Annotated in this window: 17 protein-coding genes and 1 pseudogene; 11 read left to right on the top strand and 7 right to left on the bottom strand. The window is 70.7% G+C overall.

The features are described from left to right. From ACQ859_RS23810 to ACQ859_RS23795, 4 genes and pseudogenes are all read right to left on the bottom strand, one after another. A pseudogene (locus ACQ859_RS23810) lies at positions 1 to 1,358 on the bottom strand (ABC transporter permease). Beyond that, a complete protein-coding gene (locus ACQ859_RS23805) occupies positions 1,355 to 2,074 on the bottom strand; it encodes an ABC transporter ATP-binding protein (RefSeq protein ID WP_431263061.1) in 720 nt (239 codons plus the stop codon). The pseudogene ACQ859_RS23810 and the gene ACQ859_RS23805 overlap by 4 nt, the downstream one beginning before the upstream one ends. 2 nt (positions 2,075 to 2,076) lie before the next feature. Beyond that, positions 2,077 to 2,628, bottom strand: coding sequence for a DUF2796 domain-containing protein (locus ACQ859_RS23800; RefSeq protein WP_431263060.1), 552 nt, complete (start codon positions 2,626 to 2,628; stop codon positions 2,077 to 2,079). A 1-nt stretch (position 2,629) separates the two neighbouring features. Then, the gene (locus ACQ859_RS23795) at positions 2,630 to 3,838 is read right to left on the bottom strand and encodes a GTP-binding protein (protein ID WP_431263059.1); all 1,209 of its coding nucleotides are present in this window, start codon (positions 3,836 to 3,838) and stop codon (positions 2,630 to 2,632) included. A 141-nt stretch (positions 3,839 to 3,979) separates the two neighbouring features. Between ACQ859_RS23795 and ACQ859_RS23790 the strand changes: the two genes are divergently transcribed. From ACQ859_RS23790 to ACQ859_RS23770, 5 genes are all read left to right on the top strand, one after another. Further along, positions 3,980 to 4,390: a Fur family transcriptional regulator gene (locus ACQ859_RS23790; RefSeq protein WP_431263058.1), complete on the top strand. Its 411-nt coding sequence runs from the start codon at positions 3,980 to 3,982 to the stop codon at positions 4,388 to 4,390. 332 nt (positions 4,391 to 4,722) lie between these two features. Continuing rightward, on the top strand, positions 4,723 to 5,244 hold the full coding sequence (locus ACQ859_RS23785; protein WP_431263057.1) for a hypothetical protein: 522 nt from the start codon (positions 4,723 to 4,725) through the stop codon (positions 5,242 to 5,244). Positions 5,245 to 5,293: 49 nt separating this feature from the next. Further along, a complete protein-coding gene (locus ACQ859_RS23780; RefSeq protein WP_431263056.1) occupies positions 5,294 to 6,124 on the top strand; it encodes a cytochrome b/b6 domain-containing protein in 831 nt (276 codons plus the stop codon). Next, positions 6,121 to 6,894, top strand: a complete 774-nt coding sequence (locus ACQ859_RS23775) for a molybdopterin-binding protein (RefSeq protein ID WP_431263055.1) — start codon at positions 6,121 to 6,123, stop codon at positions 6,892 to 6,894. The genes ACQ859_RS23780 and ACQ859_RS23775 overlap by 4 nt, the downstream gene beginning before the upstream one ends. A gap of 24 nt (positions 6,895 to 6,918) precedes the next feature. Continuing rightward, entirely contained in the window at positions 6,919 to 7,497 is a 579-nt protein-coding gene (locus tag ACQ859_RS23770) for a DUF308 domain-containing protein (protein ID WP_431263054.1), read from the top strand. A gap of 18 nt (positions 7,498 to 7,515) precedes the next feature. Here ACQ859_RS23770 and ACQ859_RS23765 read toward each other — a convergent pair whose 3' ends face one another. Further along, positions 7,516 to 11,325 (bottom strand): hypothetical protein, encoded by a 3,810-nt coding sequence (locus tag ACQ859_RS23765; protein WP_431263053.1) that lies wholly within the window; start codon positions 11,323 to 11,325, stop codon positions 7,516 to 7,518. 204 nt (positions 11,326 to 11,529) lie between these two features. On the opposite strand from ACQ859_RS23765, the gene ACQ859_RS23760 reads away from it, so the two are divergent. Beyond that, positions 11,530 to 11,802 carry a hypothetical protein gene (locus tag ACQ859_RS23760; RefSeq protein WP_431263052.1) on the top strand — a complete coding sequence of 91 codons (273 nt, stop codon included), beginning with the start codon at positions 11,530 to 11,532 and terminating at the stop codon, positions 11,800 to 11,802. 103 nt (positions 11,803 to 11,905) lie between these two features. On the opposite strand, the gene ACQ859_RS23755 is transcribed toward ACQ859_RS23760, so the two are convergent. Next, positions 11,906 to 12,814, bottom strand: a complete 909-nt coding sequence (locus ACQ859_RS23755) for a class II glutamine amidotransferase (RefSeq protein ID WP_431256188.1) — start codon at positions 12,812 to 12,814, stop codon at positions 11,906 to 11,908. Positions 12,815 to 12,986: 172 nt separating this feature from the next. On the opposite strand from ACQ859_RS23755, the gene ACQ859_RS23750 reads away from it, so the two are divergent. The 4 genes from ACQ859_RS23750 to ACQ859_RS23735 are packed head-to-tail and all read left to right on the top strand — an operon-like array spanning position 12,987 to position 16,337. Continuing rightward, positions 12,987 to 13,466 carry a DUF305 domain-containing protein gene (locus ACQ859_RS23750; protein ID WP_431263051.1) on the top strand — a complete coding sequence of 160 codons (480 nt, stop codon included), beginning with the start codon at positions 12,987 to 12,989 and terminating at the stop codon, positions 13,464 to 13,466. 8 nt (positions 13,467 to 13,474) lie between these two features. Next, positions 13,475 to 14,968: a YncE family protein gene (locus ACQ859_RS23745; RefSeq protein ID WP_431263050.1), complete on the top strand. Its 1,494-nt coding sequence runs from the start codon at positions 13,475 to 13,477 to the stop codon at positions 14,966 to 14,968. Further along, positions 14,965 to 15,537 (top strand): RNA polymerase sigma factor, encoded by a 573-nt coding sequence (locus ACQ859_RS23740; RefSeq protein WP_431263049.1) that lies wholly within the window; start codon positions 14,965 to 14,967, stop codon positions 15,535 to 15,537. Before ACQ859_RS23745 ends, ACQ859_RS23740 begins: the two co-directional genes overlap by 4 nt. Next, positions 15,537 to 16,337, top strand: coding sequence for an anti-sigma factor family protein (locus ACQ859_RS23735; protein ID WP_431263048.1), 801 nt, complete (start codon positions 15,537 to 15,539; stop codon positions 16,335 to 16,337). Before ACQ859_RS23740 ends, ACQ859_RS23735 begins: the two co-directional genes overlap by 1 nt. A 58-nt stretch (positions 16,338 to 16,395) precedes the next feature. On the opposite strand, the gene ACQ859_RS23730 is transcribed toward ACQ859_RS23735, so the two are convergent. Then, positions 16,396 to 17,307, bottom strand: coding sequence for a LysR family transcriptional regulator (locus tag ACQ859_RS23730; protein ID WP_431263047.1), 912 nt, complete (start codon positions 17,305 to 17,307; stop codon positions 16,396 to 16,398). A gap of 136 nt (positions 17,308 to 17,443) precedes the next feature. Between ACQ859_RS23730 and ACQ859_RS23725 the strand changes: the two genes are divergently transcribed. After that, positions 17,444 to 18,157, top strand: a complete 714-nt coding sequence (locus ACQ859_RS23725) for a type 1 glutamine amidotransferase domain-containing protein (RefSeq protein WP_431263046.1) — start codon at positions 17,444 to 17,446, stop codon at positions 18,155 to 18,157. Positions 18,158 to 18,159: the final 2 nt, after the last annotated feature.

Raw genomic sequence — 18,159 nt, 5'->3', positions numbered from 1 at the left:
TCAGACCTTCGGAGAGAGGCCGTCGCTGAGCGACAGCGCGTAGGCCCGCAATCCGGGCAGCAGGCTCGCCGCCCAGCCGAGTGCGGTGACGAGGCCGAGGAGCTGCCATTCGGACGCGGACGGCAGGCCCGCGCTGAGGCCGATGCCGAAGCGCAGCTGCACCCAGGGACCGAGTCCGGCGATCAGCAGCAGGCACAGCGTGGCGCCGAGCGCGACGCCGCAGACGGTGACCAGCATGCCCTCGACCGCCAGCAGGCTGAAGATGCGCGCCGGGTTGGCGCCGACGGCGCGCAGGATGGCGAGCTCGCGGCGGCGTTCGTTGAGGCCGGCGAGGATGACCGCGACCAGTCCGCACAGGCTCACCGCGGCGACCAGCGCGCTCATCAGCGTCAGGCTGCGTTCGCCGAGCGCGACCACGTCCCACAGCTCGTCCAGCGCGACGCCGGGCAGGATGGCCATCAGCGGCTCGCCGGTGAAGTCGTTGATGCGCCGCTGCGTCGAGAACACCGCCGTGCGCCGCTTCAGGCCCACCAGCGCGGCGGTCACCTGATGCGGTGTCAGGTCTTGCCCCGCCAAGGCGTCGAGGCTGACCGCCTGGCCGGGAATCGGCGCGCCGGCGACCCAGTCGAGGTGGATGGCCTCCATCGCCGCAAGGCTGATGTGCAGCGAGCGGTCCACCGGCGTGCCGGTGCGCCGCATCACGCCGATGACATGGAAGGGCTTGTCGGCGTGATCGTTGGCCGCGAGCGCGCCGTCACCGTGGCTGAGGACGACCTTGTCGCCGATGCGGTAGCCGAGCGAGGCCGCGACATCGGCGCCGAGCACCACGCCGAAGAGATCGGGCGGCAGTCCATTCGATCCATTCGAGCCGCTCGTCCCGCTCGTTCCGTTCGTTCCGTTCGTCCCGCTCGTTCCATGTGGCTCGACGGGTGCATCGTCGAAGGCTCGGCCTTCCGCCAGCGTCAGTGGCTGGGCGTCCCCGTATCGGAAGCGGCGGAAGTAGTCCCCGTCGTCGCGACGACCGGGAAGCCGCGGTGCGAGTCGCCGAGCGAGATCGGCACGACCCAGTCCACGCCGGGCAGCCTGGCGAGTGACTGCACGCTGGACCACTGGATGTTGTTGGTGGCGCCGCCGATGCGGAAGACCGAATACAGCAGCAGCTGGACCGAGCCCGTGCGGGCGCCGACGATCAGGTCGGTGCCGGAGACCGACTGCGCGAAGTTCTTGCGGACGTCGTCGCGCAGCCGCGCGATGCCGAGCAGCAGCAGCGTGGACAGCGCGATCGACAGCACCACGAGCGACAGCACGAAGCGGCGGTTCCAGGCGCTCTGCGCGGCGAGGCGGATGAGCGCTTTCATGCGACGGACTCCCCGGCGCGTTCCTCGATGCGCGCCGAGCCGCGCTGAAGCGCCAGCAGGTCCAGGCAGCGCGGGAAGCGCGCGGCGAGGCGCGTGTCGTGGCTGACGAAGAGCAGCGCACTGCCGGACTCGGCGCAGACCTCGCGCAGAATGGCCATGAAGGCGTCGCGATGGGCGTCGTCGAGCGCGGAGGTCGGCTCGTCGGCGATCACCAGGTCGGGATGTCCGATGAGCGCGCGGGCGGCGGCCACGCGCTGCTGCTGGCCGACGGACAACTCGCTCGCCCGGCGGGCGATCAGTTCGGACCCCAGGCCCATGCGCTGGAGCAATGCCTGCGCGCGTTCCCGCGGCTGGCCGGCCTGCGTCGCACGGCGGCGCGAGAACTCGCAGGTCAGCAGCACGTTGTCCAGCGCGGAACGGTAAGGCAACAGGTTGAACTGCTGGAAGATGAAGCCGACATGGTCGGCACGCAGCCGGTCGCGCTGCCGGCCGGAGCATTCCGCCAGCTCATGGCCGAGCAGCTTCAGCCGCCCCGCGCGCGGCGTGAGCACGCCTGCGATCAGCGACAGCAGCGTGCTCTTGCCCGAGCCGCTGGGACCGCGCAGGAACACGGCCTCGCCCGGCTCGACGCGCAGGGCGGCGATGTCCAGGCAGTCCCGCGTGGCGCGCGGCCAGCGGAACGTCAGGTCCCTGGCTTCCAGGACTGGCACGGCCATGGTCAACCGCCGAGCGACAGCGTCGCATCCGGGCGCTTGAGCACCTGGCGGGATTGCCCCTTCGGCGTCGCGACCTGCGCGTCGATGCGCTGGATGCGCGGGAAGAGCGCGAACAGCTGATGCGACAGCGTCGACAGGTCGGCCGCCGCGGCGCAACGGAAGCGATAGCTGACGTCGACGTCGAGGTGTTCCGACTTGCCCGGGGCGCTGTCGGTGGAGGATCCGGCGATCAGCGCGGACTCCAGCTGAGCCTCCTCGAACCGGCATTGGCCGCGCGCATCCGGCGTGAACAGCACCGCGCCGCCACGCAGCGTCGCGAGCATCCGGTCGACGGACTGGCGTTCCGCCGGCGTGCGTGGCTGGCGCTCAAAGCCGAGCACGCTGTCGAGCGGCGATTCCAGCTGGATCGCGAGCGTGTCGCCCTCGATCGCGACGTCCAGGTGCACGACGCCGTGCTCATGCTTGTCGCCATGCGCCTGCGCGGTGCCCCACATCATCAGGCCGGCTGCCAGCGCGGCGGCCGGGATGCGGCGGGAGGTCTTCTTCGTGATCATCTCAGTGGGTTCCTTCTTGAGGGGTGGCGATGTCCCACGCCGGCCAGGGATCGGCACCGGCGGGCGCGGTGGTCGAGGTCAGACAGGCGTCGAGCGCGCGGGTGAGGGCGTGGATGTCGAGGTCCTGACCGATGAGGACCAGCTCCTGGCCGCGCTCGCCCAGCGGCACGCTCCATCGCCCGACGGGATCGAGCTGATGGCCGCGGCCTGCGCCCGACAGGCAGGCGAGCCAGTCCAGCCGGCTCGCGAGCCAGACATAACCCTTGAAGCGCAGCAGCCCCGGCCAGGGCCGCGCGATCAGCGCATGCAGGCGCCCGGCGTCGAAAGGCCTCTCGGCGCGATAGACGAAGCTGGAGAGTCCGTAGGCATCGGCCTCGGAATGGTCGTGCCCCTCCAGGGCCTGGATCCATCGGGGCTGCGACTCGGCCTGTTCCATCTCGAAGAGGCCGGTGCCGAGCAGCTCGCCGATCGGCACGTCACCGTGGCGGGCGTCGATGATGCGCGCGCCCGGGTTGAGCGCCCGGATCACCGCGTGGACCTGCGCGAGCCGCGCCGCATCGACCAGGTCCGTCTTGCTCACGACGACGACGTTGGCGAACTCGATCTGCTCCACCAGCAGCTCGACGAGGCGGCGTCCGTCCTGCGGATCGACGCCGCTGTCGCGCTGCGCCAGGAAGTCCTCGCTCGCGTAGTCGTTCAGCAGGTTGAGCGCATCGACGACCGTGACCATCGTGTCGATGCGCGCGAGCTCGCGCAGCCCCTGGCCGTGTTCATCGACGAAATCGAAGGTCGCCGCGATCGGCATCGGTTCCGAGATGCCGGTGGACTCGATCAGCAGGTAGTCGAAGCGCCCCTCGCGGGCGAGCCGGCCGACCTCCTTCAGCAGGTCGTCGCGCAGCGTGCAGCAGATGCAGCCGTTGCTCATCTCGACCATCGCCTCGTCGGTGCGCGACAGGCCCACGCCGGCGCGCTCGGCGCCGTCGCGGACGAGGCCGGCATCGATGTTGAGCTCGCTCATGTCGTTGACGATCACCGCCACGCGCAGCGGACCGCGATGGCGCAGCACCTGGTTGAGCAGGGTCGTCTTGCCGGCGCCGAGGAAGCCCGACAGCACGGTGGCGGGCAGGCGGTGGGGAAGGGCGGCGGTATCGGCGAAGGCGGTATCGACGTCGGCGGCGTTGACGGTGTCGACAGCGGCGGCAATGGACATGGGCGTCTCCAGGGCGAAGGATTTCCGTCCGCCTGGCTTTGATGCTAATGCGAACGCATTCGCAATATAGCAGCATGACAGAATGCGCGAGCCCTCCCGACCTGCTTTCGCGGTGCCCTGATCGCCCGCGCCTTGACACCCATGGAACGTTCGACCCGACAGCGCAGTGCCATCCGGACCGTCATCGATGACGCGGGTCGTCCGCTCTCGCCGCAGGAGGTGCTGGATGCCGCGCAAGGCGAAGTGCCGGGGCTGTCGCTGGCGACGGTCTACCGCAACCTGAAGCAGCTGCTGGAGGCGGGCGAGATCCAGTCCGTCTCGCTGCCCGGGGACAGTCCCCGCTACGAATCGGCGCATCACGACCACCACCACCACTTCCAGTGCACCGAGTGCGGCCGCGTCTTCGACGTGCACGCCTGCCCGGGCGACATGGCGCAACTGGTGCCGGCCGGTTTCACCGTGGCGCGCCACGAACTGACGCTCTACGGGCGCTGCGCCGACTGCGCGACGCCGAAGCGGGCCGCACGCAAGCGCGCCGTCAGCGCGTCGTAGGCTTCAGCGCCTGAGCGCCTGAGCGCCTGAGCGCCTGAGCGCCTGAGCGCCTGAGCGCGCCGCACGCGTCCCCGTTCTCCTGAAGATCACATCGCCTGCCGTTTCAGGCCCGCCTAAGTTTCGGCGTTGAAATCAATCAACTAGTTGGTAGACTGCATCCATGCCGCCGCGTCACCCAGATGCGGCGGCAGTCCCTCAAGCCAATGCGACGGTCCCGTCGCCAGGAGTTCCCCGATGCGGTTTCAACGCCTTCAATCGCTGCTCGCCATCGCGCTCGTCGCGCTCGGCACGGCAGCCCCTCCCTCTCGTCCGCAGCCGACGCCGGCGTCCGCGTGCGCGGCACCGTGATCGCCCGCAGCGGTGATCAGCTCGACGTGAAGTCGCGCGAGGGCAGCGTGGTCACCATCAAGCTCAAGGAAGGCTGGATGGCCTCCGGCGTCGCGGCGGCCTCGATCGGCGACATCAAGCCGGGCGATTACGTCGGCATCGCCTCGCTGCCGAAGTCGCAGGGCGGCGACGGCGCGCTCGAAGTCGTCATCTTCCCGCCCGCGATGAAGGGCGCCGCCGAAGGCAGCTTCGGCTGGGACCTGAAGCCCAACAGCACGATGACCAACGCCACCGTCTCCAACGCGGTGAAGTCGGTCGAGGGCAGCACCGTGACGGTCACGTACCACGGCCAGGAAAAGAAGATCGCCATCCCCACCGGCACGCCGGTGGTGACGCTGACGCAGGCCACGGCCGATGACGTGAAGGCCGGCGCGGTCGTCTTCGTCGTCGCGGAGAAGGACGCCGACGGCAAGCTGTCGTCCGGCCGCCTGGTGGTCGGCAAGAACGGCGTGGTCCCGCCGATGTAAGACCGGACCGGCCGGCGGTCCGCCGGCCGGTGCTCTTGCAGGCCCTGCCATGGACACCTCGATCCCCGACCCCGCCGCCGCCGTCCGGCGCGACCCCGCGCTCGAACCGGACGCCGAACCCGTTCAGCGGCGCCTCGTGCCGCGGCACAGCGCCACGGTGCGTCTGACGCATTGGCTCAACGTGCTGTGCTTCCTGATGCTGTTGGCCAGCGGCCTTCAGATCCTCAACGCCCACCCGCGCTTCTATGTCGGCAAGGCGGGAGCCGACCACGATGTGGCCGTGCTGGAATTCCCCGCGATGCCTGGCTGGGCGACGCTGCCGTCGTATCACGACCTCGGCGCGGGACGGCGGATCCACTTCACCTTCGCGTGGCTGCTCGTGCTCAACGGCCTGGCCTACCTGGGCCACGGCGTCTGGCGCGCGCACTTCCGGCGCGACCTGCTGCCGGACGGCGGCGAGCTCGATCGCCGCCATCTCTGGCAGGAGATCAAGGACCACGCGCGGTTCCGTTTCCCGAAGGGCGAAGCGGCGCGCCGCTACAACGTGCTGCAGAAGCTCACCTACCTCGCCGTGATCTTCGGGCTGCTGCCGCTGATGCTCGCGACGGGCCTGGCCATGTCGCCCGGCGTCAACGCGGCGGCGCCGTGGCTGCCCGACGTGCTGGGCGGCCGGGCGACGGCGCGGACGCTGCACTTCCTGACGGCCTTCTCGCTGGTGGTCTTCGTCGTGGTGCACCTGGTCATGGTCGTGGCGTCGGGGACGTGGAACAACCTGCGGTCCATGGTCACCGGCCGCTACGCGATCGAGACCAGGCCGGAGCCCTGGCTGGAAACCAGACCTGAACCCGAGACGACGATCGAGCGGAGTGCGCAGCCATGAACGAGTTCTCGAGACGCCGGTTCCTCGGCGGCGCCATCGCCGGGGTGGGGGCTGTCGCGCTCTCCGGATGCGATCGCGTGATCCAGCAGGCGGGCGTCGATCAGGTGCTCAGGGGCACCGAGCGCCTGACGATGCAGGCGCAGCGCGCGATCCTCCAGCGCGAGCGCCTGGCCGCGGAATTCACCGAGGCGGACCTGTCGCCCGTCTTCCGGGCGAACGGCACGCGCATGCCGGACTCCGACGAGTATGCGCAGCTGCTGGCGGGGAAGTTCTCCGACTGGCGACTGCGCGTCGACGGTCTGGTGCAGCAGCCCTTGAGCCTCTCGCTGGCTGATCTGATGGGCCTGCCGTCGCGCACGCAGATCACGCGGCACGACTGCGTCGAAGGCTGGAGCGCGATCGCCAAGTGGCAGGGCGTGCAGCTCAGCCGGGTGTTGAGCGCGGCGGGCCTGGCGCCGGGTGCGCGCTACGTCGTCTTCCACTGCGCGGACGAACTCGAGCAGACGCTGGACGGCAGCGGCCGCTACTACGAAAGCATCGACCTCTTCGATGCCTGGCATCCGCAGACGCTGCTCGCGTATGCGATGAACAACCGGCCCTTGCCCGTCGAGCACGGCGCGCCGCTGCGGCTGCGCGTCGAGCGGCAGCTCGGCTACAAGCACGCGAAATACCTGATGCGACTGGAAGTGGTGTCAGGCTTCGACCGGCTCTGGGGCGGCAAGGGCGGCTACTGGGAAGACCGCGGCTACGAGTGGTACGCCGGCATCTGATCAACAACTGGAATTCACGTCATCATGTCCAAGCAATCGAACACCTCCGCCCTCCAGCAGGACCATTGGCTCAAACGCTACATGCTGGTCCGCGCACTGTTCTCCATCGTCTGGGTCGCCGCCGCGATCGTGATCGGCGGCCGGTCGTCAGCGATCGCTGCGGTGCTGCTGGTGCTCTATCCCGCCTGGGATGCCGCCGCCAACTGGGTGGACGCCAACGCCAGCGGCGGTCTGCAGGCCAACCGCACGCAGCGCATCAACGTGTGGGCGAGCGGCCTCACGACGCTCGCCGTGTGCCTCGCGCTGACCGCGGGCATGAACGCCGTCCTCGGCGTCTTCGGCGTCTGGGCCATCGCGTCGGGTCTGATGCAACTCGGCACGGCGCTGCGCCGTTGGAAGTCGCAAGGCGGGCAATGGGTGATGGTCTTGAGCGGCGCGCAGTCCGCGCTGGCCGGCGGCTTCTTCATCGCGCAGGCGCAGAAGGCCGACGTCCCCTCCATCGTGAACGTCGCGGGCTACGCGGGCGTCGGCGCGCTGTACTTCCTCATCTCCGGCATCTGGCTGACGGTGAGCCTGTCGCGCCGGGCGAAGGCCGCTGCCTGAGGCGGCGGCGGTCGCGATTCACGGCGGCGGATACTGCGCCGCCGTGCGCTGTCCCTCCACGCCGACGCTGCGCTGCAGGCGCACGCCGAAGTTCCATCCCAGCGTGCGCTGATCCTTGCCCTTCTCGCGCACGATCAGCATCAGCGGGCGCCACGTCGAGTCCTGCGCCATCGTGCGGTCCGCATTGGCGCGCGCCTCGGCGGCGCCTTGCGCGTCGCCGCGCAACTGCGCCAGACCTTCCAGCGCGCGGAAGGTGTCGATCCACGCCGACGCCTGCGGACGCATCGAGAAGTTGATGTTGTACTGGCAGAGGCTGTCCTTGGGCAGGCCCTTCAGCTTGCTCTCGAAGTCGCTCAGCAGCGCCTCCGCCTTGTCGCGGTTGGCGCGGGTGTTCTTCTCGCCGCTCGCGTCCGGCTCGAGCGTCTCCACGCATCGCGCGATCCAGTCGTCCCGGTTCTCGCCGACCTTCTGCAGCATCTGCGCCGGCGTGCTGAAGTGCCGGTCCAGGTCGGCGTCCTGCTTCCCGCCGATCGTGAACGGCGACACCGCGTTCTTCTCCAGGTTCCAGAACAGGTCGCGGTTGACGTCGAGCAGGCTGGGCATGCCGCCGCCGCTGATCGAGCCGTCCTTCCCGTCCTTGCCGAGCTTCACCTCCGACGGATTGGCCGGCGTCAGCGTGTTGACCTGGACGCCGACCGACAGCTTCTGCTGCGCCGTGTCGCCCTTGTCCGCCGTCACCTGGATGTGGCCGCCGTGCTCGGTGCGTGACTCGGCGATGCGCTCCGCCTTCAGCGCCGCCCCGGCGCTGACACCGACGCGGTAGGTGTTGCCGTCGCCGCCCGCCAGCTTGAGGTTGGCGCCGGCGCTGACCTTCGAGACGAAGCTGCGCGTCAGGCTCTGGCCGTGGATCTCGCCCAGGCTGACCTTGGGATGGCGATCCAGCACCGCCTCCAGGGGGCCCGAGTAGGGCGGGGCGCCCGTCGCATGCACCTGGTCCCAGCGCACCCAGCTGTCCAGCACGCCCAGCATCTCCTTGCGCAGTTCGTCGTCCTTGCCGCGCTGGCGGAACAGCCGCAGGATCGTGCCTTCGGTCTCCTGGTGCGTGCGGCTCATCTTCTCGGTGGCGCTGACCTGCGCCTTCACCACGCCGGGCAGGTCCGGTCCGACCGCCACGCCGACGGTCGCCTCCGGGCCGCTCGCGCGCGTGCTGCCGAGCGAGAGCTCCATGCCCAGGATCGGCATGAAGGCCTGGAAGAAGGCCTCCTCCTTGCGTGACCAGCCGGCCGAGACCACCGGCGACACGACCGGCGACGGCACGCTGTAGGGCAGGGACGGCAGGCCGCCGCCGACGACGCCGCCGCCGGACAGCTTGACCTTGTCGCGCAACTGCATCGACAAGAGGATGGGCTCGAAGTAGCGCACCACGTCTTCCTTGCTCTGGAAGCGCTTCTGGCGCGCCGCGTCGGCCGACGCATGCATGGCCGTGTTGTGCGTGAGCGCGCCCTGGCGTTCCGCGGGCGCGGCCTCGGCGAGCGTCAGCTTCACCTGGTCGATGACGGCGCGCAGCGCGTCCGGCGCCGACGCGCCGCTCTTCGCGAGTTCCTCGAACAGCGGCGGCAGCGCGTGCTCGCGGTTGGGCTTGTGCAGACGACCGGGCTTGTGCGCGCTCGCCGGGTTCTCCAGCGTGTAGACCGCCGCGCGCAGCTCGCCGGCCTCGCTGCCCTTGAACTGCCATTGCGCCGGATGGCCCAGGCGAGTGGCCCGCTCGGCCAGCGCCTGCGTCGCGGCGGCGAAGGCCCGCGCTTCAGGCGCGGGCATGCCGGCCGCGGCCAGGTCCCGCGCGAGGTCCGAGCGCGCCCAGTCGCCGAGCTCTCCCGCGGTCTTGCGAACGCCGCTGTCGGCCTGGCTGCGGTTCGTCGTCATGCCGAAGCTCTCGGCGATCGCCGTGGCGCGCTGGAGGCCCGCAGGCGTGAACGGCGTCTTGTGCCGGTGCGGCGTCACCGCGCGCTGCAACCACGAGGCCGAGGGCTCTTCCCGGGACAGCCACTCGCCGATCGCCTTGTTCATGCGATCGTCGTGGCGGGCGTAGGGCGAGCCGGCGGCGTTGGACACGCAGCCGTTGCGCACTGCGTGATACGCCGCGCGTTCGGCGCCGGTGAACGTCGGTGCCGAGGGCGTCGCGGGTGTCGCAGACGTTGTAGAGGTCGACGGCGTGGCGGCCGCCGCGGCCGCCGCGGCCGATGACGAGGGCGTGGTCGACGACGGCGCGGTGGCCGGCTCCGTCGGCGGCTGCCGCGCGACCCGCTTCGCGCCGGCCAGCCACTGGCGCACGGCGGCGTCCGGTTCCACGCGCTGGGCGGCGTCTGCCGACCAGAAGCTGCGCATCGCCTGCAGCGTCTCGCTGTCCGGCATGCTGCCTTGCGGATCGCCGAGCAGATGCACGACCTCCGCGCCGCGTGGCAGCACGCTGGCCTGGCGCAGCAGGTTGCGGACGTCCGATTCCGCCGCCGTGGGCTCACGGTCGGCGCCGTTGTCCGGCAGGTCTGCCACGCCTTGCATCCAGTCGCGCGTCGGGCGCGACTGCAGTGCTTCCAGCGCCTGCCGTGCGCGCGCGGCGTCGCCCTGGCAGACCACCGACAGCAGCTCGGAGGCGATCTCCATGACCCCGATCGACGGCAATGCGTCCGCCGACGGATTGGTGGGACGGCCATTCACCGCCTGCAGCAGGCGGGCGCCGAATCGTTCGCTCTCGACGTCGCCCGCGAAGCCGCGCGGTCGCGTCGCCTGGACCTGCAGGGCCCGCGCCTCGCGCGCGTCGAAGGTCGCCTTGGCGACGGCCGGGTCGGGCGGCGTGTCGACGCTGGCCGCCAGCGTGATCGAGGCCTGCAGCACCGCCGACACGCCGGCATCGGTGGCGTGCAGCCGCCCGCGTGCCGCGGCGGCGTCCGGCTTCAGCGTCGTGACCTGAGCCGCGGACGCCTCGACCGCCGACCGTGCCCGCGCCAACGCACCGGCCGTCGATTGCCGCGCCGTGTCCGCCTCCGCCAGCATCGTCTTCAGGCGCAACAGGCGGGGCAGCGCGTCGGGCGTCAAGGTGCCGGCGCCCGCCTGCGCCGCCGTCACCTGCGCCTGCGCGCGGTCCACTGCGGTCGCCAGGCTGGCGTGATGGCGCTCCGCCTCGTCATGCGTGATCTGCGCGGTCTGCTCGGTGCTCCTGGCCACCGCCAGACCGCGCTCCGCATCGCCGAGCTGTCGCACCTGGTCGATCGCCGTCGACCGCGCGCCGTACAGCGCGTCCTTGGTGTCGTCCAGCCGCTGCCGGACGAAACCGTCCTTGTCCACGAGTTGCTGCCGCGCCTGCACCTCCGCAGCCAGTGGCTGGAGACCGCCGGCCCCGGCCTGCGCCTGCTGCACGCGCGTGGCATCGGCCAGGCGCGCCTCGGCGGCCTGCACCGCCTGCTGCGCGCTGCGTTCCTGGATGGCAGCGCTGGCGGTGGCCTTCGCGATCGACGCCTTCTCCGCGGCGGTCGTGCCCGATGTCGGCGATGGGGTGGCCGAGGTCGCCGCCGAGGTCGAAGGCGATGCAGTCGACGATGCACTCGCCGTTGCCGTTGCCGTTGCCGTTGCCGCCACGGCCGCGCTCGCGGCCTGTGCCGCGGTCAACTGCAGCTTCGCCTGGTCGACCACGACTTCGGCGCTCAGGCGATGGGCCAGCGCCTGCGTGATCGCGTCGCCGGACGTCGGCGTGGTGGCGGCGTTCTCCGGTCGAGGCTTGCCGGCATGGGTGCTGGCCTTCTCGGTCAGCGGGCGAGGCTTCAGCCAGGGCACGACGGTGGTGGCGATCCGGTTGCCCGTCGAGCGGGTCGGCGCCTCCCAGGGGAGGGCGTGCGCGGCGGCAGCCGCTCGTTCAGCCCTTGCGCCTGGGCGGACAGGGCCGCGAGCTGACTGGTCTCGTCGGTCGGTACGGCGGCCTGCGGTGTGGGCAGCGATGCGCGTACCGGACGTTCCACGGTGCCGCCGACACCGGGCACGATGGCGTTGAAGGCCACTTCGCGACCGAAGATCGCGCGCTTCGCGCGTGCCGGCAGGCCCTGCAACGCACCGGACCTGGAGGGGACCTTGCCCGCGGCATTCGACGGGGCAGTCGTCGAGCGGGCGGGACCGCCTGGCCCGCCGGAGGCGCTCGGATTCGCCGCGACCGATCCGGTCGTGCCGGTCGATGTGCCGGCACTGCCTGAATCCGTGGGGACGACCGGTCCACCGGTCGTGAGCTTGGAAGAAACCATCGGGGGCGCCGCCTCCTGAGTGCGATCGGGATGTCCGCGAGGGGTTCTCTCCCCCGGGCCGAGTCACTCTAGAAGCGCGCCTGCCGGCGCCCAACGAATCGAATCGCGTTAGGACATGCGGCTCATACCGCGATGTCGCGCAGCAGCATCGGCCAGGCCGAGCTGCCCGCCCATCGCGGCTTCTGCCAGGGCCGGCCCACGGTCGCCGTGGCGATCGGGAACGCGCGGGTGGCGGGATTGAGATCGCGCCAGACCTCCTCGCCGTCGACGAACACGCGGCACTCGCCGGTGGCCAGCGGCTGCCAGGCCTCGTCGGCGGTGAGCGGATCGGTGGCGACGATGACGATGCGGTCGTCCGCGCCGTTCATCGCGCTCAGGTCCAGCGACATGTCGCAGTCGACCAGGCGCGCCATCGGGAACGGATGGCGACGCTGCAGCACCTGCAGCCGGCTGGAGCAGTGGGTGTACAGCGCGGCGCCGTTGGTCAGCAGGAAGTTGAAGTTGCCGTGGCGGGCGATCACCTCGCTGAGCTGCGCGACGTGGGGTGCGAGCTCGCGCCAGGACGGCGGCTGATCGTGGTCCTGAAGGCGGTCGGCAAAGCGCTTGCGCAGCTCCTGCAGCAGCCAGCAGAAGGCGCGTTCACTGTCGGTGCTGCCGACCGGGCGATAGGGGCCGTCGAGCACGGGCTGGAAGTCCTTCAGGTCGCCGTTGTTGGCGAACACCCAGGTCTGGCCCAGCCATTCGCGCTGGAACGGATGGCAGTTGGACAGGGTCACCCCGCCCTGCGTCGCACGCCGCAGGTGGGCGATCACGATGCGCGACTTGATGGGGTAGCGGCTCAGGAACTCCGCGAGCGGCGACTCGCTGGCCGGCTGGTCGTCATGGAAGACGCGGCATCCGGAGCGCTCGTAGAACGCCATGCCCCAGCCGTCGATGTGCTCCGCGGTGCGACCGCCGCGGGCAGCGAACCCGGTGAAGGAGAAGGTGATCGCTGCATCGCTGTTGCAGTTCATTCCCAGCAGTTGGCACATGGCCGCGACTATCGCGTGCGGGGATCGGACGGACAAATGCGGAACCCGCATGGGCTCATGCGGTTTCGGGGATGGGCGAATGTCGCCCGCGTCTTGGGAGCGTCTGGGAATAAGCGCCGCCGCCGGGTGTCTACAGCAGGGAAGGCCGTTGCCTTTCAACCTGGAGCCGGACATGACCTCAAACAGCACGCGGCCCGCAAGGCCGCGCTTGCGCAGACCGCTGCGGGTGTTGCCGTGGATCGCGACCACCACGATCGCTGCCGCCGCCGCCTGGGCGGGCGCCGCCACGTCGACCGACGCCTTCCACGCGGAGAACGCCGCGGCGATGGACCGCATGATGGCCGCGATGGAGATCACCCCCTCGGGCGACATCGACCGCGACTTCGCGGCCATGATGATTCCCCACCATCAGGGCGCCATCGACATGGCGCTGGCGGAGCTGCGCCACGGCTCCAACGAGCAGCTGCGACGCATCGCGCAGGAAATCATCATCGAGCAGCAGCAGGAGATCGCGGCGATGCAGCTCGCGGTCGGCGGCGCGCTGCCGCCCTCGACGCCCGCGCCCACGCAGGTCGGGCGCGCAGCCTCGGCACCGACGCCGACGCCGACGCCGACGCCGACGCCGGCTTCCGTCCATCATCATTCGCACTAGGACTCCTCATGCTGAAGCCTCTCCTGCAGTCATCGCTGCTGTTCCTCGCCGCCTGCGGCGGTGCCGCCCTGGCCGGCCAGGCACCCGGCCGCGCGGCGGACGCCGACATCCCCGTCAGCCACCGCGACCGGATCTACGCCGCCGAGCAGTTCTCCAACACGCTCTCCGTCACCGACCCCGTCGACCACCGCCTGCTCGGCGTCATCCGTCTGGGCGACCCGTCGCCGGGCAACTTCAGCCCGCTCTACCGCGGGCAGGTGCTGGTGCACGGCCTCGGCTTCTCGCCGGACCACCGCACGCTGGCGGTGGTGTCGATCGGCTCGAACTCGGTCACCTTCATCGACACGCGCACCAACGCGATCAAGCACACGACCTACGTCGGCCGCTCCCCGCATGAAGCCTTCTTCACGCCGGACGGCAAGGAAGTCTGGGTCACCGTCCGCGGCGAGAACTACGTGTCGGTGATCGACGCCGCGACCTTCCAGGAGAAGACCCGCATCGTCACCGCCGCCGGACCGGGCATGCAGATCTTCTCGCCGGACGGCAAGTACGGCTACGTGTGCTCGTCCTTCAATCCGGAGACGGCGGTGATCGAGGTCGCCAGCCACAAGATCGTCGCGACGGTGAAGCAGGACAGCCCGTTCTGCCCCAACATCGCCGCGACGCCCGACGGCCGCCAGGTGTGGTTCACGCTGAAGGACATCGGCCGCACGACCGTCTTCGACGCGCGTCCGCCGTTCGGCGTCATCACCTCCTTCGACACCGGTCCGATCACCAACCACGTGAACTTCGCGAAGACCGCCAAGGGCACCTTCGCCTACGTGACCGTGGGCGGGCTGAACCAGGTGAAGGTGTTCCGCACCGACGACTTCTCCGCCGTGACCACCATCCCGGTGGGCAGGCTGCCGCACGGCGTCTGGCCGTCGGGCGACGGCAGCCGGATCTACGTCGGGCTGGAGAACGCCGACGCGCTCGCGGTGATCGACACGGCGTCGAACACCGTCGTGGGCAACGTGCCCATCGGGCAGGCGCCGCAGGCCATCGCCTACGTGCCCGATGCCGTGCCCGAAGGCGACGGCCTGCAGGGCCTGCAGCCGCTCGGCGTGGCGGGGCAGGTGGCGTCGCTGACGCTGCGCGCGGTGGGTGAGTCCTCGGTCGGAAGCTCGGCCGGGTCCGCGGCAACGGCCGCGACAGGAGCGCCCACCAGCGTGGCGCTCTTCGATCAGGGCCTGCTGCAGGTGTTCCAGGCGTCGGTGACTGGGTTGAAGCCCAAGCAGCCGTACGTCGTGGCGTTGGCCGAACAGGCGGACGGCTCCGGTGCGCTGCAGCCGCTGGCCAACTTCATGACCAACCCGGCCGGTTCGGCGATCGTCAACGCCATTGGCCCGATCCGGCAGATCGTGCAGGCCGAGGCGCCAGCGACCCGGCGCTACCTGGTCGTCGCCCCCGTGGTCGACGGCAAGCCTGGCAGTCCCGTGCAGGTGCAGGCGGCCACGCGATGAGCCTAGGCGCTGGCATGGCGATGATCGAGGCGATCGAGCCGCTGATCCCGGCCCTGCGCCGCTATGCCAGCGCGATGCTGCGCGATCGCGACCTTGCGGACGATCTGGTCCAGGACTGCCTGGAGCGTGCGATCGGCCAGTGGGACTCGGTCCGGCAGAAGGAGAACACCCGCCAGTGGGTGTTCGCGATCGCGCACAACCTGATCGTCAACCGCCTGCGGCAGCAGGCCCGGCGCGGCGAGCACGTCGACATCGCGGACGTCGCCGAGTCCGCGCTGATGGTGCCGGCGTCGCAGGAGCATCGCGTGCAGGTCGGGGAGTTGATGACGGCGCTGGACGCACTGCCGCAGGACCAGCGCAGCGTGGTGCTGCTGGTGTCCGTCGAGGACCTGTCCTACGCGGAGGCGGCGAGGGCGCTCGACATCCCGATCGGCACGGTCATGTCGCGCCTGGCGCGAGGACGAGAGCGACTGCAGCGCGCGCTCGACGGCGAGGTGTCCGCAGTGGCGGCGTCGACAGCGGCAACGGTGAAGACGCCTGCGGACTCGCATTTGCGGAGGATGAAGTGATGACCCGACCCACGCCATCGGCGCCCATCGTCGAAGACGACCTCCATGCCTACGTCGACGGGTTGCTGGACGCCGAGCGACGCAAGGCGGTGCAGGACCATCTGGACCGCGATCCGGAGGCGGCTGCCGCGGTGACCCGGCTGATCGCGCAGCGGCAGCTGCTCCGATCGGCGTTCGCGCCCATCGTCGACGAGCCGGTGCCCGAGCGCCTGCAACTCCGGACGCTGCTCGCTCAGCGGCAGGCGCCGCCAGCGCGCCAGTGGCGTTGGGCCGCGGCGGTGCTGGTCGCGCTCGGCGCGGGCAGCGTCGGCGGCTGGCAGGTGCGCGACCAGTGGGATCCGGTGAACGGTGCCGCGAACGGCGGGGCGAACGGCATTGCGGCGCTCGCTGGCGAAGCACGCAGCAGCTACCTCGCCTATGTGTCCGACGCGCCGGAGGACCTCGACCGCGAGCGGTTGCTGCGCGTGGTCTCGGACAAGCTCCGGCGGCCGGTGGAGATCCCGGATCTCAGCGCGGCCGGGTACCGGTTCGCCGGCGGGCGTCTGGTCGCCACGGTCCACGGTCCCGCCGGCATGTTCTTCTACGACCGCGAGGACGGCACGCGGATGGCGGTGATGCTGCGACCGATGGCCGTCGAGAAGGAGGCGCCGATGATGGCGCAGACCGCGGGGCCCGTCGGCGGCTACAGCTGGGCCATGCGCGGTCTGGGCTACAGCGTCGTGGGCACCGAAAGCCCGACGACGCTGCACCCCGTCGCCGACGAGGTGCGTCGGCAGGCGCGCGAGAAGGCGTCGATCTGACCGGGACCTCGTCGGACCTCATCAGACTTCTGCGCGACGGTCGCAGCGTGCCGTGGGGTCAGGACGCGCGATCCATGGCGACGTCGACATCGCGCAGCAGCTCGCACAACGCGTCGAAGACCAGCCGCACCCGCGCGGTAGGCCGCTGGATCGGCCGATAGACGTAGATCAGCGACGGCGGCGGGTTGAAGTCGTCGAGCACGGCCACCAGACGGCCGGCGCGTATCAGCGGCAGGGCGAGGTGGCCGGGCAGTTGCCCGAACCCGGCGCCCGCCAGCACCGCCTCGCATTCGGCCTCCGGGTCGTCGGTGACCAGCGCCGGTTGCGGCGGGACCACCTGCTGCCCGTCCTTGAACATCCACGGCCAGGGGCGGCCAGTGTTGCGGTCGATCATCACGGTCATCGGCGCCGCGAGCAGCGCCTCGACGCTGTCGGGCGCGCCGACGCGCTCGATCAATGACGGTGCGCCGACGACGAACAGCCCCGCGCCGGACACCGGACGCGCGACGAAGCGGCTGTCCCGCAGCGGCCCGATGCGCACGCCGACGTCGATCTGCCCGTCGACCACGTCGGCGACGACCTCGGACAGGCGCAGGTCCAGCCGCAGCTCTGGATGCGCGGCCAGCAAAGGCGCCAGCGCGGGCGCGATCACGCGACGTCCGAGCGCGCTCGGCGCGGCGATGCGGACCAGGCCGACGATCCGCTCGTCGGTGGCGGAGGCGCCGGACTGGAAGACGCGATCGATGCCGGCGACGGCTTCGGCCGCGCTCGCCGCCAGCTGCTCGCCGAACTCGGTCAGGCGCACGCCGCGCGTGCTGCGGTGGAACAGCGGCTCGCCGAGTTCCTCCTCCAGCGCGCCGACGACCCGTGTGATCACCTGCGGCGACACGCCCGCCCGCGCGGCGGCGTCGCGGAAGTTGGCCGACTCCGCGGCGAGGCAGAAGAGGCGGAGGGATTCGAGGCGATTCATGAAGTCATCCGGGGCTGGCCGTCGCGGGCGTTCCTTTCAGCGGAAGACTGAAAGCGCGCCGCGTTCATTTACGGGTGGGGAGGCCGTCGACACACTGCCCGACGTCGACATTCTCACTTCCGATGAAAGACCTCCCATGATCAACGTGCTCATGATCCTCACCAGCGCCACCGTCTGGACCCAGAAGGACGGCAGCCAACGTCCCTCGGGCTTCTGGGCCGAAGAGTTCATCGCGCCGCACCAGCACTTCAGCAGCGCCGGCGCGCGCATCACGATCGCGACGCCGGGCGGACTGCCCGCCGTCGTCGACGCGCTGAGTCTCTCGCCCGAGGCGAACCACGGCGACACCGCCAAGGTCGAAGGCTTCGCGCGCTACCTCGAAGGATGTGCCCAGGCGCTGCGCGCGCCGATGCGCATCGAGGACGTCGCCGTCGCAGACTACGACGTCGTGTTCGTGCCCGGCGGCCACGGTCCGATGCAGGATCTCGCGGTGAATCCGTCCGTCGGCCGAGTGCTGACGACGGCGCTCGCGGCGCCGTTCAAGGTCGTTGCCGCGGTGTGCCACGGCCAGGCGGCTTTCCTGGCTGCGGGCGATGCGCAAGGATGGGCGTTCAAGGGCCGCCGCATGACGGCGTTCACCAACGACGAGGAGACGCAGGTCGGCCTGGCGGCGAATGCCCCGTGGTTGCTGGAGACCCGCCTGCGCGACGCCGGCGCGAACTTCGAGCAGGGCGGGGCATGGCAGCCGCACGTCGTCGTCGACGGCAACCTGGTGACCGGGCAGAACCCGTTCGCCGCCGGCGCGGTGGCGCAAGAGGCGATGGCGATGGCGTCGCGCATCTCGGCCTGAGG

It is taken from the genome of Roseateles chitinivorans, assembly GCF_050632235.1.
In the GTDB taxonomy this organism is placed as follows: domain Bacteria; phylum Pseudomonadota; class Gammaproteobacteria; order Burkholderiales; family Burkholderiaceae_C; genus Roseateles; species Roseateles chitinivorans_A.
The sequence above is the reverse complement of the archived record's forward strand: the minus strand, read 5'-3'. Positions and strand labels throughout refer to the sequence as shown.

Coding starts and splice junctions, on each gene's coding strand:
- ACQ859_RS23805 (WP_431263061.1), bottom strand. CDS start 2,074: ATGGCCGTGCCAGTCCTGGAAGCCAGGGACCTGACGTTCCGCTGGCCG.
- ACQ859_RS23800 (WP_431263060.1), bottom strand. CDS start 2,628: ATGATCACGAAGAAGACCTCCCGCCGCATCCCGGCCGCCGCGCTGGCA.
- ACQ859_RS23795 (WP_431263059.1), bottom strand. CDS start 3,838: ATGTCCATTGCCGCCGCTGTCGACACCGTCAACGCCGCCGACGTCGAT.
- ACQ859_RS23790 (WP_431263058.1), top strand. CDS start 3,980: ATGGAACGTTCGACCCGACAGCGCAGTGCCATCCGGACCGTCATCGAT.
- ACQ859_RS23780 (WP_431263056.1), top strand. CDS start 5,294: ATGGACACCTCGATCCCCGACCCCGCCGCCGCCGTCCGGCGCGACCCC.
- ACQ859_RS23775 (WP_431263055.1), top strand. CDS start 6,121: ATGAACGAGTTCTCGAGACGCCGGTTCCTCGGCGGCGCCATCGCCGGG.
- ACQ859_RS23770 (WP_431263054.1), top strand. CDS start 6,919: ATGTCCAAGCAATCGAACACCTCCGCCCTCCAGCAGGACCATTGGCTC.
- ACQ859_RS23760 (WP_431263052.1), top strand. CDS start 11,530: ATGGCGTTGAAGGCCACTTCGCGACCGAAGATCGCGCGCTTCGCGCGT.
- ACQ859_RS23755 (WP_431256188.1), bottom strand. CDS start 12,814: ATGTGCCAACTGCTGGGAATGAACTGCAACAGCGATGCAGCGATCACC.
- ACQ859_RS23750 (WP_431263051.1), top strand. CDS start 12,987: ATGACCTCAAACAGCACGCGGCCCGCAAGGCCGCGCTTGCGCAGACCG.
- ACQ859_RS23745 (WP_431263050.1), top strand. CDS start 13,475: ATGCTGAAGCCTCTCCTGCAGTCATCGCTGCTGTTCCTCGCCGCCTGC.
- ACQ859_RS23740 (WP_431263049.1), top strand. CDS start 14,965: ATGAGCCTAGGCGCTGGCATGGCGATGATCGAGGCGATCGAGCCGCTG.
- ACQ859_RS23735 (WP_431263048.1), top strand. CDS start 15,537: ATGACCCGACCCACGCCATCGGCGCCCATCGTCGAAGACGACCTCCAT.
- ACQ859_RS23730 (WP_431263047.1), bottom strand. CDS start 17,307: ATGAATCGCCTCGAATCCCTCCGCCTCTTCTGCCTCGCCGCGGAGTCG.
- ACQ859_RS23725 (WP_431263046.1), top strand. CDS start 17,444: ATGATCAACGTGCTCATGATCCTCACCAGCGCCACCGTCTGGACCCAG.